This is a genomic window from Glycomyces mayteni, assembly GCF_042428885.1.
GTDB classification, from domain to species: Bacteria; Actinomycetota; Actinomycetes; order Mycobacteriales; family Micromonosporaceae; genus Glycomyces; species Glycomyces mayteni.
This window is the reverse complement of sequence record NZ_JBHMBP010000002.1, coordinates 1-14,789: the sequence shown is the minus strand read 5'-3', so window position 1 is coordinate 14,789 and position 14,789 is coordinate 1. Positions and strand designations below refer to the sequence as shown.

Sequence of the window (14,789 nt, the reverse complement as noted above, 5' to 3'; positions counted from 1 at the left end):
CTGGACCGGACAGTTGTCCTCCGGCAGAGAGCCCCCGCCTTGAGCCTCCCCACTCCGGCCATCCCCGGATTCCGCGACTTCGAGATGGTCGCGCACGGGTCGACCGCGTTCGTCTACCGCGCCGTCCAGGAACGGCTCGACCGGACCGTGGCCGTGAAGGTCCTGCTCGTCGACGACGACATGACCACCGCCGACTCCGTCGAGAAAGAGCTCGAAGCGACCGTCGCGGTCTCCAACCACCCCCACATCGTCTCGATCATCGACACCGGGCACACCGACGCCGGGCAGCCGTTCATCGTCATGGAGTACTGCGAGGGCGGCTCCTACTCCGCGATCCTCAAAGCCGACGGGCCCCTCCCCGTCGCCGACGTCCTCGACGTCGGCGTCAAGATCGGGCAGGCCCTCCAGGCCGCCCACCACGCCGACATCCTCCACCGGGACGTCAAGCCGCAGAACATCCTCCGCGGCCAGTACGGGCCCGCGCTCGCCGACTTCGGCATCGCCCGCAGCACCGCCGCGCTCGCGGCCACGGCCGCGATCGACAAGCTCACGCCGCTCCACGCGTCCCCCGAGGCGCTCCTGCGGCAGGTCCAGACGCCCGCGAGCGACCTGTTCAGCCTCGCCTCCAGCATGTGGCACCTCCTCGCCGGGTTCGCGCCGTTCGCGAACCCCGAGGGCGGCACCGACCCCGACACGCACCGCCAGCGCGTCACCTCCGACGCGCAGCCGCCGAAGCTCCCCCGCGAGGACGTCCCCGAGTGGCTGGAGACGCTGCTCGTGCGGAGCCTCTCGCGGGACCCGGCCCGGCGGCCCGCCTCGTGCGAGGCGTTCGCCGAGGAGCTCCAGCGGGGCATGTACGGCGGCGGGGTCGGCAAGGCCGCCGCGCCGTCGGTGATCGGCGACGTCTCGAACGAGGAGACGGTGTACCGGCCCGAGGTGGCGTCTCGGGGCACGCGGGTGCCGCTCGACCCGTTCGCGCCCGTGCAGCAGCCGCCGATGCCGCACTCGGAGTACGGGAACACGCTCGGCTCGACCGCCGGGGGGATGACCGGCGGCGGGACGGGCGGGTTCGGCTCGCAGCTCGGCCACGCGGTGGACCCGCGGTACGCGCAGCTCAACGGGGCCCCGGCGGCCCCGCCGATCTCGGCCGCGCCGTTCTCGGGCGCCCCGATGTCCGCGCAGCCGTTCTCGGGGGCGCCGGCGTCCCCGGCGCCGCAGATCGCCCCGTACTCGGCGCCGCCGCAGGCGCCGGTGAGCATGCAGCCGCCGCCCTCGCCGTGGACGGCGCAGCAGGCCGCCGGGACGATGCACCCGCACTCCGCTTCCCCGGTGCAACAGGAGCAGCAGGTGTTCGCCCCGCCGGTGATCGGGCGCGACGGCGCGAAGCAGCGCAAGACCCAGGCGTACAAGCCCTCGAAGCAGGTGCAGCGCAAGGAGAAGGACAGCCGGAGCCTCAAGGGCTACGTGGTCCTCGGGGTCGCAATCAGCGTGGTCCTGGGTCTGGTCATGACCCTGTGGCTGTGGCTGATCGTCCCGAACAAGGACGAGGGCGACCTGGACCAGGCGAACACGGACGGCGGCGGGGCCCCGACGGGCCTGTCGATCGAGTCGTGGAACGAGGGCGAGGTGACCCTCGCGTGGACCGCGCCGGAGGGCGCCACGTCGAGCCTGCGGTACATCGTGTTCGCGCAGCGCGTCGGCGACGACCAGGCGGAGGCGCTCAACCTCGACGGGACGCTGGAGACCACGTTCACCAGCGCCGGGTTCAGCCCGGACCAGGACTACTGCTTCCTGGTGAGCGCACTGTGGTCGGTCGACGAGGTGCCGAAGTCCGAACCGGTGTGCACCGCCGATCTCGGCGATTGACCGAATGCCCGATAAGGGTCGGCCGATCGGGTGATCCGCGCCAATCCGGGGACGCATTCCGCAGTTGCAGAAATTGGACCGTGAATAGCGCTGTCGAACATTTGATCGACCGTTTTTCGCGGGCCTGTCGGCGCGCACAAAAAATGCGCCCCACACCCGAGGGCGTGGAGCGCGGTTGTCGCGGGGGCGGACCCTTACGCGGCGACGGCCTCGGCGGCGAACACGCCGGCCTCGTCGAGCGACTTCAGGGTGGTGTCCCAGCCCTGCTCCGCGGGGAGCGAGGACGCGAGGCCCTCGATCTCGGCCTTGATCTTCTCACCGTGGCCGGCGGCGGCCAGGGCCTTGACGGCCTCGGTGAACGCCTCGGAGCCGGTGGCGAGGTGCAGGGTCTTGCCGTCGGTCAGGTTGCGCAGGTACACGTGCTTGCCGCCGTTGAGCGGGATCAGGTACTTGAACTCGCCCAGGACGCTGAGGCCCGCGGCGCCCTTGCCCTGGCCGGCCTTGACGGAAGCGCGTGCTGTCTTGGAAGTGTTGGCTGCCACGCCGGTCTCCTCACCATGTCGTGTAGACGGATCTTCGGTCGCGCACAGGAAGAGCAGCCCCGAAGACTGTCACGAACCTGGGTTGGACCACAAAAGAAAACCGACAGTATGCCGGTCATGCGCAAGTGTAGCTCAGGTGTGTCCTGCGACGACTAGCACATGCACCGGGTGTGACACATCGAATGATCGAAAAAGTGAGTGCCCGGGGCCGTTTAAGCCTAGCGCGATGCTTTCGAAGCTGTCAGTATGTAACAGAGCGGAATAGCGTGCCGGGTCCGAGTCCATCCCTTCTTCGACCCGGTCGACACCCGTTGTGCGGCTTCAAGTCGTAGCCAAATGACCACAAGGAGTGAGCCAGTACTCAGATACGCCGATTCCCAAGGAGGTGCGCGATGCAGACACGCGGCGTGATCTACATCCACTCCAGCCCGCCGGCCGTGTGCCCGCACGTCGAGTGGGCGATCGGGCGTGTCCTGGAGAGCTCCGGCGGCACCTCGCGGCAGGGAACGGTCAAGCTGGGCTGGTCCCCGCAGGACGCCGAGAGGGGCACCATGCGCGCCGAGCGCGCCTGGACCGGCTACGCCGGCATGGGCGCGGAGTTCGCGAAGGCCCTGGTGCAGTGGCCGATGCTGCGTTTCGAGGTCACCGAGGACCCGAGCGCGGGCGTCGACGGCGAGCGCATCATGCACGTCCCCGGCCGCGGCGCCTACCGCGCCGCGATGAGCGCCAGCGGCGACATCATGATCGCCGAGGACCGCATCCGCGCGCTCCTGGCGACCACCACCAGCGCCGAGGCGCTGCGCTCGGGGCTGGACCAGCTCCTGGGCCTGGAGTGGGAGCGGGAGCTCGCGCCCTACCGGCAGGCCGTCGGCGGCAGCAACGCGATCGCGTTGCGGGCCTTCCCGTGTGCGCTAGCGGTCCCTCTAGAGGTCGTCCGCGAGGTTGTCGAAGTTCGGGCCGTCGGTGCGCGAGCGCTTGAGCTCGTAGAAGCCCGGCGTGGTGGTCACGGCGTAGACGCCGTCCCACAGCTTCGCGGCGGCCTCGCCCTGCGGGGCGGGGGTCACGACCGGGCCGAACAGGCCGACCTTGACGCCCTCGTCGTTCTCGACGGCGACGACGGGCGTCCCGACGTCGGTGCCCACCAGGCCGATGCCGCGCTGGTGCGAGGCGCGCAGGGCCTCGTCCCACTCGTCGGTCTTCGCGGCGGCGGCAAGGTCGGCGGGGAGGCCGACGGCGTCGAGGGCGGACGGGATGTAGCTCTCAGGATCCTTGTCCTTGCGGAGGTGGATGCGGTTCCCGAGGGCGGTGTAGAGGCGGCCGAGGGTCTCGTTGTCGTACTGCTCGGCGACGGCGGTGGCGACGCGCACGGCCGGGAGCGTCCCGGGCATGAACGCGCGGTACTGCTCGGGGAGCTCGTCGAGCTTGGGCTCGTTGAGCACGTAGAGGCTCATGACGTTCCAGCGCACGTCCAGGTCGCGCAGTTTCGACGCCTCGATGATCCAGCGGGAGGTCATCCACGCCCAGGGGCACGCGGGATCGAACCAGAAGTCGACGGTCTTGGGTTGTGTCATGGATCTAGGGTACTTTCAATTTGAACTAGTTCCCAGGCGGCTCGGATTCATGATCGGAACCCACCGCGCAATCCGGATCAAAAGGATAAACTTGCCGCTGATGCTGGTGAATACGCGACAAGATGACATAACGGGCCGGTTCTGGGAGGGCGCCAGCGAGCACCCCGCCGAGCTCGTCGCCGAACCGTTCGGCACCGCTGCGGCCCCGTCGTTCGAGATCCTCACCCTCGCGCGCCTGCGCGCGGGCGGCGCGCCCTCGCGGCCGTTCCGGCCCGACCGGCACTGCCTCGTCACGCTCTCCTCCGGGGCCCTGCGCCATTCGGTGGACTTCCGGGAGCACGCGATCGCGCCGGGCCAGTGGCTGTGGGCCCGTCCCGGGCAGGTGCAGCGCTGGGGCGCGCTCGACCGCGCCGAGGGCACGGTCATCCGCTTCGCGACGGGGTTCCTCGACCCCGACACGGCGATCGGCGTGTGCGCCGACGACCCGCACGCGCCGGTGCTGCGCGCCCCGGCCGCGGAGGACCACGCGCTGCTGCGCGCGGCGACCACGCAGCTCCAGTGGGAGCACTCGGCCGACCGGCTCGCGCCGGACACGCGGCGCCAGGTGCTCCGGCACCTCCTCGCGGTCCTGGTCCTGCGGGTGGCGAGCCTCCCGAGCGCGGCGGCCGGGAGCGAGCAGGGCGAGGTGTACCTGTCGTTCCGCGACGCCGTCGAACGCGACTTCGCCAACACCCGGACCCTGAGCGACTACGCCGAGGCCCTGGCGTGCTCCCCCAGGACGCTGTCGCGCGCGACCATCGCGGCCGTCGGGATGCCCGCGAAGGAGTTCATCGACCGCCGCGTCGTGCTGGAGGCCAAGCGCATGCTCGCCTGCTCCCCGGTCCCGGCGGCGCGGATCGGCGAACGCCTCGGCTTCTCCTCGGCGACCAACTTCAACAAGTTCTTCGCCCAGCGCACGGGAACGACCCCGATCGCCTTCCGCAGCGAGATCCTCGCCGGCTGAACGGCACCCGAAAGCCCCGCCGCACCTCTGGGTTTGGGCCCCCGGTCTGCAAAGGTGCCACGGGGGTCCGACATTCCGGTCCGGCGGCGCGCATGCCGAAGGCCCGCCGGGGCCTCGGGGTTGGGCCCCCGGTCTTCAACGATGCCAGCGGGGTCCGACAATTCGACTGCGAGGCGGCCGCGCTCTGGCGCTGGTTCGCTGCCGCGCTCTGCTGTTAGTTCGCCGCCGCGCTCTGCCGTTAGTTCGCCGCCGCGCTCTGCCGTTAGTTCGCCGCCGCGCTGTGCCTCTAGTTCGCTGCCGCGAAGACGGTTTCGGGTTTCGCCGTGTCGCCGCGTTCGGTCATGACGGCGAGGAGTTCGCCCGCGGCGTCGAGGACGGCGTAGCGGCCTTCGATGCCCGCGGCGGGGAGGGGCTTGCCGTAGGAGAGGGTCTTCGCCTCGGCGTCGGTGGCCGTGCGGGTGGGCATGAGGCGGGCCGCGGCGTCGCCCATCGTGAGGGCGCCGAGCGGCTCGCCCGCCTCGGAGCGCTCGGCGAGGGTCTCCAAGGTCGCGGCGGTGTCGAGGCCGAAGCCGCCGATCCTGCTGCGGCGCAAGGCCGTCAGATGCCCGCCGACCGCGAGGGCGGCGCCCAGGTCCCGGGCGATGGCGCGGATGTAGGTCCCGGAGGAGCAGGAGACATCCACGTCGACGTCGACGAAGGCGCCTTCGCGGCGGATGTCGAGGACCTCGATCGCGGCGATCGTCACGCGTCGGGGCTTGAGTTCGACGGCCTCGCCGTCGCGGACCCGCTTGTAGGCTCGCTGACCGTCGATCTTCACGGCGCTCACCGCGCTCGGGACCTGGTCGATCTCGCCGGTCATGGCCGCAAGACCGGCGCGGATCGCGTCCTCGGCGACCGCGGAGGCGTCGGCGGTCGCGGTGACCTCGCCTTCGGCGTCGTCGGTCACGGTGGACTGGCCGAGGCGGATCGTCGCGGCGTAGGACTTGTCGAGGCCCGACACGTAGGTCAGCAGCTTCGTGGCCTTGCCGACGGCGACGATCAGCACGCCCGTGGCCATCGGGTCCAGCGTACCGCCGTGGCCCACCTTCCGGGTGCCGCAGATGCGGCGCATGCGGGCCACGACCCCATGGGAGGTGATGCCCTGGGGCTTGTCGACGACGATGAGGCCCGGCGTCGGGCCGTTCTTCTGCGCTGCGGTCACGGTCGTAGAGGCTAACGGGCCGCCCCCGCGGCGCGCGCTACTGGTGGCGGTCGAGCGATTCCTGGAGGGCGCGCAGCGCCTCCGCCTTCTCCTCATCCCAATTATTGGGACGGACCCGGCGCTTGCGGCGAGGTGATGAATCAGTCTTCATCCTGGAGACCTTAACGGAGGTTCAGGTGTCTCACTACGCCGAATTCACATGGTGAGACGAAATTTGTCAGGCCCGCTCGGCCCCGGTGACGGCCCAGTCACCGGATCGCAAGCGCCACAGGATGAGTCCGAGTCGCACGAGCATGTAGACGGCGATGCCGCCCCAGATGCCCGCGAGGCCCCAGTCGAACACGAGGGTGAGCCACATGAACGGCAGGCCGCTCGCGATCGAGGCCACCGTCATGTTCCGCAGGAACCGCAGGTCCCCCGCGCCGATGAGGACCCCGTCGAGCGCGAACACGACGCCCGCGACCGGCAGCAGGAGCACCAGCCACGGCCACACGCTCCCGAGCTGGTCACGCACGGCCGCGTCGGAGGTGAACAGGCCCGGCAGGAACGGGATGAGCACGAGGACCACGACGAGGAACAGCAGGCCGTAGCCGACGCCGACGATCGTGATGCGTTTTGCGGAGGCCCGCGCGGTCTCTGGGCGGCCCGCGCCGAGGTCGGCGCCGATGAGGGCCTGGGCGGCGATGGCGACCGCGTCGAGGGCGAGCGCCGCGAAGAACCACAGCTGCATGCCGATCTGGTGCGCGCCGAGCGCGGCGGTGCCGACCCGGGCGGCCACGGCCGCCGCGGAGAAGGAGCTCACCTGGAACGCGGCGCCGCGGATGATGAGGTCGCCGTTCGCGGTGAGCTGCTTGGTCATCAGGGGCCAGTCGACGCGCAGGCTCACCCCTTCGCGGCGCAGCGCGAGGAGGAACAGGGTGCCGGAGATGGCCTGCGCGACGGCGTTCGCCCACGCGGAGCCGACGAGGCCGAGGCCCACGGGGTAGACCAGGACCGGCGCGAGCGCGGCCGAGATCAGGAACGAGACCGTCACGAACCACATGGGGCGGCGGGTGTCCTGGACGGCGCGCATCCAGCCCTGCCCGGCCCCGGCGACGAGGAGGAACGGCGCGCCGAGGATCGCCACGCGAAGCCATTCGGCCGCGGCGGCCTCCACGGCCGGGTCGTCGCCCATGAGGCCCGCGAGCGGGCCCGCGAAGACCTCGATGAGGGCGATCATGAGCAGGCCCGCGGCGAGGGCGATCCAGGTGCCCTGGACGCCTTCGGCGACCGCGCCGGGGCGGTCGCCCGCGCCGTAGCGGCGGGCGGCCCGGGCGGTGGTGCCGTAGGCGAGGACCGCGCCGATGAGCGGCGCGAGGCCCATGATGACGCCGCCGAGCGCGAGCCCGGCGAGCGGCACGGCGCCGAGGTGGCCGACCACGGCGGTGTCGATGAGCAGGTAGATCGGCTCGGCGGCGAGGACGACGAGCGCCGGGATCGCCAGGGAGGCGATCGTCCGGTAGGAGGCCGGGCGCGGAGGGGCCGCGGCCGGGTCGGCGGGGGTGGAGGAGGTCACCGGGCGGGTGTTCCGGCCTCGTCCTCGTCCTCCGGTTCGTCCTTCTCGATGTACGGGTTGGCCTCGCCCGCGTAGGCGGCGCCCTCGGCGATCTTGTGGACCTCCGCGTCGGCCGCGGCGGCCTTCGCGAGGAGCTCCTCGATGCGGTTGGCCTGGTCGGGGACGGTGTCGGCGATGAACTGGAGGGACGGCGCGTGGCGCATCCCCAGGGCCCGGCCGACGGTGGTGCGCAGGTGCCCGGTGGCGCGCTCCAGGCCCGCCGCGGACGCCTTGACCTGGTCCTCGTCGCCGAGGACGGTGTAGAAGACCGTGGCCTCGCGCAGGTCCGAGGTGATGCGGGCGTCGGTGATGGTGACCATGCCGACCCGCGGGTCCTTGAGTTTGCGGACCGCCTGCGCGGTCAGTTCCATGACCCGCTTGGACACCTGGGCCCGCTTCGCTGCGTCTGCCATCGCTCTTCCTGCCTTCCACTGCTGCGCGCACCTCGGTGCGGATGCGCCTTCGTCGACCGCGCCCCGTCTTCGGGGCGCGGATACTCAATCGTCTTCGGGGCCGAAGACGCGCCGCCTGGCGCTGAGGAGCTCCACTTCGGGGCGGCCCGCGACGTGGTGCTCGCAGGCGTCGAGGACCTCCGCGACGTGGCGGTGGTCCCCGGCGACGGCGGCGACGCCGATCGTAGTGCGGCCGTGGACCTCCTGGTCGCCGACCTCCGCGACCGCGACCTCGTACTTCCGCAGCGAGGCGACGATCGGGCGCACGTAGGAGCGCTTGGCCTTCAGCGAGCGGGAGTCCTGGGGCAGGAGGAGGTCGAATTCAACACATCCGGTGAACACGGATCTAGATTACGCGCAGGGCCCGACATCCCCAAGATCTTTTGTCCTGCCGGAAATCACCGGTTTCGCGACGTCCGTCACGGGTACCTGCCACGATGAGGCCGGAAGCGGACCGAGGAGGAACCATGGCGTCACCGCAGAGCGGCTGGGACCGGAACTACCAGGAGCAGCCCACGCGGCCCTACCCGCCGGTCCAGCCGCAGCAGGGGGACCGTCCCGGAGTGGACGCCGGGAAGCTGTGGGTGGGCGGGTTCGGGACGGCCGTCGTGGCCGCGCTCGTCGCGCTCGTGGGCATCCTCCTGGTGCGCGGGGTGCTCGGCATCCACATCCTCTCCCCCGACGACGCGGGCGCGTACGGCGACGCGACCACCACCACCTACGCGTTCGGGGCGTTCGGCGTCGCGATCCTGGCGACCGCGGCCGTGCACCTGCTCCTGCTGCTCATGCCCCGCCCGATGGCGTTCTTCAACTGGATCATGCTGCTGGTGATCGCCGTGGGCGTGCTCATCCCGTTCACCGCCTCCGCGGAACTGGAGTCGCAGATCGCGACGGCGGCCGTCAACCTGGTCATCGGCCTGTGCATCATGAGCCTGCTCAACTCGGTCGCGGGCATCGCGACCAGGGCGGGCCGGGCGCAGAGCGACGGCATGCTCTGAAGGTAGGGCAGGCCCTACCGTGAACAAGCGGGACCGCCGGGTCGTACCGGGCGGCCCGCTTTTCTACTGTTGACCCATGCGTACAACCCTCCGGCAACTCGGCACCGACACCGGATACCTCCTGTCGATGTTCTTCATCGCCCTGCCCTCGTTCATCATCGGCCTGGTCGGCACCCTCCTGGGGGTCGGCACGGCGATCATCTGGATCGGCGTGCCCATCGCCGCCGCCACCATGTTCGCGATGCGCGGCATGGCCGCCGCGGGCCGCTCCATGCTGCCCGCGGTGCTGCGCCGGGAACTGCCGAAGCCCCGCTACAAGCGCGCCCCGGAGGACGCCTCGGCGCTGCGCCGGTTCCTGACCGCGCTCACCGACGGCCAGTCGTGGCTCAACATTCTGTGGGCGGTGACGATCCTGCCCGTCGCCATCGCCGGGTTCGCGATCGCGATCGTGTGGTGGGCCGTGACGCTCGCGACCCTGACGTGGCCGGCGTGGGGCTGGATCATCATCGCCGCGACCGGCGAGTCGGAGCAGGGCCTCGAATACGCGACCCGCTGGCTCGGCTGGGGCGACTCGTACCTGGCGATGTCGGTGCTGTGCTGGATCGGCGCGGCCGTGATGATCCTGACGATCGTCCCGGTCATCCGCGGCATGGCCGTCGCGCAGGCCTCGATCGGCCGCGGCATGCTCACCTCCATCAGCGGCCTGCACGAGCGCATCGACCAGCTTGAGGAGTCCCGGGCCGCCGCGACCTCCGCGGAGGCCGACGCCCTGCGGCGCATCGAGCGCGACATCCACGACGGCCCGCAGCAGCGCCTCGTGGGCCTGGGCATGGAGCTCGCCCGCGTCAAGCGCCAGCTCGCCACCAACCCCGAAGCGGCCCAGGAGACTCTGGAGGCCGCGATCGCCCAGACCAGGGAGACCATCGACGAGCTGCGGTCGCTCTCGCGCGGCATCGCCCCGCCGATCCTCACCGACCGCGGTCTGGAGGCCGCCCTCGCGGCCCTCGCCGCCCGCTCGCTCGTGCCCGTGGAGCTGGAGACGAACCTCAACGGCCGCTACCGGGCCGCCGTCGAGAGCACCGTGTACTTCGTGACCGCCGAGTGCCTCACGAACGTGGCCAAGCACTCCCAGGCGACCAAAGCGACCGTGTCGGTCGAGGACTGGGGCGATAGGCTGGTGCTCTCGGTCGGCGACAACGGCGTCGGGGGCGCGCACGTCTCGAAGGGGCACGGGCTCTCGGGCCTCACCGACCGGGTCAAGGCCGTCGAGGGCCAGTGGACCATCGACTCCCCCGACGGCGGTCCGACAGTGATCGTCGTGGAGGTTCCGTGCGAGTAGTCGTCGCCGATGATGCCGTGCTCATCCGTTCCGGGCTCGTGAAGCTCTTGGAGGAGTTCGGATGCGAGGTGCTCGCCGAGGTCGGCGACGGCGACGCCCTCGTGGAGGCCGTCGCCGAGCACAAGCCCGACGTCTCCGTAGTGGACGTCCGCATGCCTCCGTCGTTCACCGACGAAGGGCTCAGAGCCGCCACGCGCGCCCGGGAGATCGTCCCGGGCGCGCCCGTGCTCATCCTCAGCCAGTACGTGGAGGTCTCCTACGCGGACGACCTCCTCGCCGACGCCCGCGGCGCGGTCGGATACCTGCTCAAGGAGCGGGTCATCGACATCGAGGACTTCATGGACTCCCTGAAGCGCGTCGCCGCGGGAGGCACCGTGTTCGACCCGGAGGTGGTCTCGCAGCTCATGGTCAGACGCCGCAAGAACGACCCCGTCGCGACGCTGACGCCCCGCGAGAAGGAGGTCCTGGGCCTCATGGCCGAGGGCCACTCGAACAAGGCGATCGGCAAGAAGCTCTTCATCTCCGACGGCGCGGTCGAGAAGCACATCCGGAACATCTTCACCAAGCTCGCGCTCAGCAGCGAGGACGGCGACCACCACCGCCGCGTCAAGGCGGTCCTGGCGTACCTGCGCTCCTAGAGCTGGAGGAAGCCGCGCTCGATCAGGCGCTTCACTACGGGGTAGAGCTGGGCGTACAGCAGCGCCGGCTCCGCCCCGTACGTGTCGGCGAGGAGCTGGACCTGAAGGCGCACTTCGGCATTGCCGTCGCACGCGCCGAGGAACTGCACCACGAGCGGGTCGACCTCTTCGGCGTACCGCATGCCGTGCGCCTGCTGGAGCCACTGCCGGTCCACGTCCCAGCCCTCGTCGCCGAGGGCCGCGGTCTGCTGGAGGACGGTCCCGTCGGCGACGCGCAGCCGCGCCTCCCACAGCGCCTCGGGTTCGAGCGGCTCGGCGCGCAGCGCGAACCAGTCGGCGACGCGGTCGCTCCATGGAGTCTCGACCGCGTGGCGGGCCTCCTCGCAGACCACCTCGGTCGGGCCGTCGATGCGGCGGGCGCTGACGAAACCGAAGCCGACGGCCTCGACCTCGTTGGCCTCGAACCAGTCGAGCCAGGCCGCGGCCTGACCGGCGTCGTGCGACTCCCCCGAGTCGCGCTGCCAGGTGCGCACGTAGTCGAGCGGGTCGAGCACCTCGCGCTCCACCGCCCACACTCGCAGTCCCTCGTCGGGGAACCAGCCCGCGACGCGCTCGGACCAGTCCTCGCCCTTGCGGTGCAGCCAGTTCGCGAGGAACTGCATGGTCCCGCCCGGATTCAGGAGACCGACGGAAGCCGCGGCGAGCTCCGCGGCGATGCCGTCCGCCTCGCGGCCGCCGTCGCGGTAGGTCCAGCCGGAGCCGGGCGTGCCGATGACGAACGGCGGGTTCGCGACCACGAGGTCGAAGCGCCGCCCGGCGACCGGTTCGAGGAGGTCGCCTTGCAGCAGTTCGAGCTCGACGCCGTTGACGGCGGCGTTCAGTTCCGCGAACGCCAGGGCGCGCTCGCTCAAGTCGGTGGCGGCGACGCGGTCGGAGCGCAGCGCCAGGGCCTGGACGCCGCAGCCGGTCCCCAGGTCGAGGGCGCTCGCGACGGGCTCGCACAGCGTCAGGTCGAGGAGGAGCTTCGAGGCGCCGCCGACGCCGAGCACGTGCTCGGGGCCGCGCCCGCCCGTGGTGTTCGGGAGCTGGTCGGAGAACAGGAGCCGGTCGCCCTCGAACTGGGCGCCCCAGCCCGCCGAGACCTCGCCCGTGCCGGTCAGGAGCCCGCAGGCGAGCGCCTCATCAAGAGTGAAGGGCGCCAACGCGTCCGCCACCGCGGCGGCAGGGACCGGGACGCCCGCGACCCACAGGCGGGCCTGCACGCCGAGCGGGTCGTCCCCGCACCGCGCGAGCAGCGCCCGGTAGTCGCCGCGGTCCGCCGCCGCGACCGCCTCCGGGCCGTAGACGCGCCGCAGCGCGGCCCGGTCGAAGCCCCGGAGGGCCAGACCGAGCCGCGCGGCGGCTTCAGCTTCGAGCAGACGCACTTACGCGCGCGGCTTCTCGCGCATCTCGAAGGCTTCGATGACGTCGCCCTCTTCGATGTTGTTGTAGTTCTTCAAGGTGAAACCGCACTCGAAGCCCTCGCGGACCTCGTTGGCGTCGTCCTTGAACCGGCGCAGCGACGAGATGGTCGTCTCGATGACGACCGCGCCGTCGCGCATGAGGCGGACCTTCGCGTTGCGCTTGATCGAACCGCTCGTGACGAGCGCACCGGCGATGTTGCCGAGCTTCGAGGAGCGGAACACCTCGCGGATCTCGGCCGAACCGAGCGCCGCCTCTTCGTACTCGGGCTTGAGCATGCCCTTGAGCGCGGTCTCGATCTCCTCGATCGCCTGGTAGATGACGGTGTAGTACCGGACGTCCACGCCTTCGCGCTCGGCCATGTCGCGGACGCGACCCTCGGCCCGAACGTTGAACGCGATGATCGTCGCGGACTCGCCGTCGCCCGCCGCAGCGAGGTTGACGTCGGACTCCGTGATCGGACCGACGCCGCGGTGGATGACCTGGAGGTGCACTTCCTCCGGGATCTCCAGCGCGACCAGCGCCTCTTCGAGGGCCTCGACCGAACCGGCGCCGTCGCCCTTGATGATGAGCGAGAGCGTGGTCCGCTCGCCTTCGGCGATCTTGTCCATGAGGTTCTCAAGCGTGGTGCGCGAGACGCGGGACGCCTGCTGCGCCGCACGGCGGCGGGCCTGGCGCTGCTCCGCGATCTGGCGGACCGTGCGGTCGTCGTCGGCGGCGAGGAACACGTCCCCCGCCATCGGGACGGACGCGAGGCCCTGCACCTGCACCGGGAACGACGGGGTCGCCTCGGTGACCTTCGTGCCGTCGGCGTCGTGCATCGCACGGACGCGTCCGTGCGCGCCGCCGGCGACGATCGAGTCGCCGACCCGCAGCGTGCCCTTCTGGACCAGGACCGTGGCGACCGGGCCGCGGCCCTTGTCGAGGTGCGCCTCGATCGCGATGCCCTGCGCGTTGCCGGTCTCCGAAGCCTCCAGCTCCAGGGACGCGTCGGCGGTCAGGAGCACCGCTTCGAGCAGGTCCGAGATGCCGATGCGCGGCTTGGCGGCCACGTCGACGAACATGGTCTGCCCGCCGTACTCCTCGGCGACCAGGCCGTACTCGGTCAGCTGCTGGCGGACCTTGCCCGGGTTGGCGTCCGGCAGGTCGGTCTTGTTGACCGCGACCACGACCGGGGCGCCGGCGGCGCTGGCGTGGTTCAGGGCCTCGATCGTCTGCGGCATGACGCCGTCGTCGGCCGCGACCACCAGCACCACGATGTCCGTGACGTTCGCACCGCGGGCGCGCATGGCGGTGAACGCCTCGTGGCCCGGGGTGTCGATGAAGGTGATCGCGCGGTCGATGCCGTCGTGCTCGACGTGGACCTGGTAGGCGCCGATGTGCTGGGTGATGCCGCCCGCCTCGCCCGCCACGACGTTCGTGTGGCGGATCGCGTCGAGGAGCTTCGTCTTGCCGTGGTCGACGTGGCCCATGACCGTGACGACCGGGGGACGCGGGACGAAGTCGTCCTTGTCCTCGGCGTCGAGGTCGATGCCGAACTGCGACAGCAGCTCGCGGTCCTCCTCCTCGGGGGACACGATCTTGATGTCCCAGTCGAGGTGGGCGCCGAGGAGCTCGAAGGTCTCCTCGGACACGGACTGCGTCGCGGTCACCATCTCGCCCAGGGAGAACAGCTCCTGGACGAGGGTGCCCGGCAGGGTGCCGATCTTGTCGGCGAAGTCGGAGAGCGACGCGCCGCGGGCGAGGCGAATGGTCTCGCCGTTCCCTCGGGGCGCGCCCGACTGCATCCTCGGCGCGGCGAGGTTGTCGAACTCCTGGCGCCGCTGACGACGCGACTTGCGGGACTTGCCGCGGGGTCCGCCGCGGCCGAACGCGCCTGCGGCACCGCCGCCGCGCGCCTTGCCGCCGCCTCCCGCGCGACCGCCGCCGCCGCGGTACGGGGCCGGCGCGCCGGTCGAAGGACCGGAACCGCCGGTGCCGCCCGCGGCACCGCCGCCGCCGGAACCGCCGAAGTTGCCGCGGTAGTTGCCGCCGCCGCCGCCGGGAAGACCGCCACCGCCGCCGGGACGGCCACCGCCGCCGCCGACGCGGCCGCGACCGCCGCCGCGGTCACCGCGCTCGCCG

At 71.4% G+C, this 14,789-nt stretch carries 13 protein-coding genes and 1 pseudogene; 6 read left to right on the top strand and 8 right to left on the bottom strand.

The features are described 5' to 3' along the window. Positions 1-39: 39 nt before the first annotated feature. The gene (locus tag ACFFXY_RS06675) at positions 40-1,866 is read left to right on the top strand and encodes a protein kinase domain-containing protein (protein ID WP_382347456.1); all 1,827 of its coding nucleotides are present in this window, start codon (positions 40-42) and stop codon (positions 1,864-1,866) included. Between the two features lie 194 nt (positions 1,867-2,060). Here the strand turns inward: ACFFXY_RS06675 and ACFFXY_RS06670 are convergent, their stop codons facing one another. Next, positions 2,061-2,408 carry a hypothetical protein gene (locus tag ACFFXY_RS06670; protein ID WP_382347453.1) on the bottom strand — a complete coding sequence of 116 codons (348 nt, stop codon included), beginning with the start codon at positions 2,406-2,408 and terminating at the stop codon, positions 2,061-2,063. Between the two features lie 392 nt (positions 2,409-2,800). Here ACFFXY_RS06670 and ACFFXY_RS06665 point away from each other — a divergent pair. Then, positions 2,801-3,286, top strand: a pseudogene (locus tag ACFFXY_RS06665) (DUF3145 family protein); the annotation flags it as partial. Between the two features lie 45 nt (positions 3,287-3,331). On the opposite strand, the gene ACFFXY_RS06660 reads toward ACFFXY_RS06665, so the two are convergent. Continuing rightward, entirely contained in the window at positions 3,332-3,979 is a 648-nt protein-coding gene (locus ACFFXY_RS06660; protein WP_382347450.1) for a mycothiol-dependent nitroreductase Rv2466c family protein, read from the bottom strand. 100 nt (positions 3,980-4,079) lie between these two features. On the opposite strand from ACFFXY_RS06660, the gene ACFFXY_RS06655 reads away from it, so the two are divergent. Further along, on the top strand, positions 4,080-4,982 hold the full coding sequence (locus ACFFXY_RS06655) for a helix-turn-helix domain-containing protein (protein ID WP_382347447.1): 903 nt from the start codon (positions 4,080-4,082) through the stop codon (positions 4,980-4,982). A gap of 286 nt (positions 4,983-5,268) precedes the next feature. Here ACFFXY_RS06655 and truB read toward each other — a convergent pair whose 3' ends face one another. The 4 genes from truB to ACFFXY_RS06635 all read right to left on the bottom strand — a co-directional run bounded on the left by truB (position 5,269) and on the right by ACFFXY_RS06635 (position 8,571). Continuing rightward, positions 5,269-6,183 (bottom strand): tRNA pseudouridine(55) synthase TruB, encoded by a 915-nt coding sequence (truB, locus tag ACFFXY_RS06650; protein WP_382347445.1) that lies wholly within the window; start codon positions 6,181-6,183, stop codon positions 5,269-5,271. Between the two features lie 217 nt (positions 6,184-6,400). Further along, entirely contained in the window at positions 6,401-7,738 is a 1,338-nt protein-coding gene (locus ACFFXY_RS06645; protein WP_382347442.1) for an MATE family efflux transporter, read from the bottom strand. Continuing rightward, positions 7,735-8,190, bottom strand: coding sequence for a 30S ribosome-binding factor RbfA (gene rbfA, locus ACFFXY_RS06640; RefSeq protein ID WP_382347439.1), 456 nt, complete (start codon positions 8,188-8,190; stop codon positions 7,735-7,737). Before rbfA ends, ACFFXY_RS06645 begins: the two co-directional genes overlap by 4 nt. Before the next feature lie 84 nt (positions 8,191-8,274). Then, positions 8,275-8,571: a DUF503 domain-containing protein gene (locus tag ACFFXY_RS06635; RefSeq protein ID WP_359953450.1), complete on the bottom strand. Its 297-nt coding sequence runs from the start codon at positions 8,569-8,571 to the stop codon at positions 8,275-8,277. Between the two features lie 125 nt (positions 8,572-8,696). Between ACFFXY_RS06635 and ACFFXY_RS06630 the strand changes: the two genes are divergently transcribed. The 3 genes from ACFFXY_RS06630 (at position 8,697) to ACFFXY_RS06620 (ending at position 11,204) form a co-directional block, all read left to right on the top strand. After that, positions 8,697-9,227, top strand: a complete 531-nt coding sequence (locus tag ACFFXY_RS06630) for a DUF6069 family protein (RefSeq protein ID WP_382347436.1) — start codon at positions 8,697-8,699, stop codon at positions 9,225-9,227. A 76-nt stretch (positions 9,228-9,303) separates the two neighbouring features. Further along, on the top strand, positions 9,304-10,566 hold the full coding sequence (locus ACFFXY_RS06625) for a sensor histidine kinase (RefSeq protein ID WP_382347433.1): 1,263 nt from the start codon (positions 9,304-9,306) through the stop codon (positions 10,564-10,566). After that, positions 10,557-11,204 carry a response regulator gene (locus tag ACFFXY_RS06620; RefSeq protein ID WP_360050268.1) on the top strand — a complete coding sequence of 216 codons (648 nt, stop codon included), beginning with the start codon at positions 10,557-10,559 and terminating at the stop codon, positions 11,202-11,204. The genes ACFFXY_RS06625 and ACFFXY_RS06620 overlap by 10 nt, the downstream gene beginning before the upstream one ends. Here the strand turns inward: ACFFXY_RS06620 and ACFFXY_RS06615 are convergent. Both ACFFXY_RS06615 and infB read right to left on the bottom strand, forming a co-directional pair. After that, entirely contained in the window at positions 11,201-12,628 is a 1,428-nt protein-coding gene (locus ACFFXY_RS06615; protein ID WP_382347430.1) for a DUF7782 domain-containing protein, read from the bottom strand. The two genes, ACFFXY_RS06620 and ACFFXY_RS06615, sit on opposite strands and share 4 nt — an antisense overlap. Next, a partial coding sequence (gene infB, locus ACFFXY_RS06610) for a translation initiation factor IF-2 (RefSeq protein WP_382347427.1) occupies positions 12,629-14,789 on the bottom strand: 2,161 nt, incomplete at its 5' end.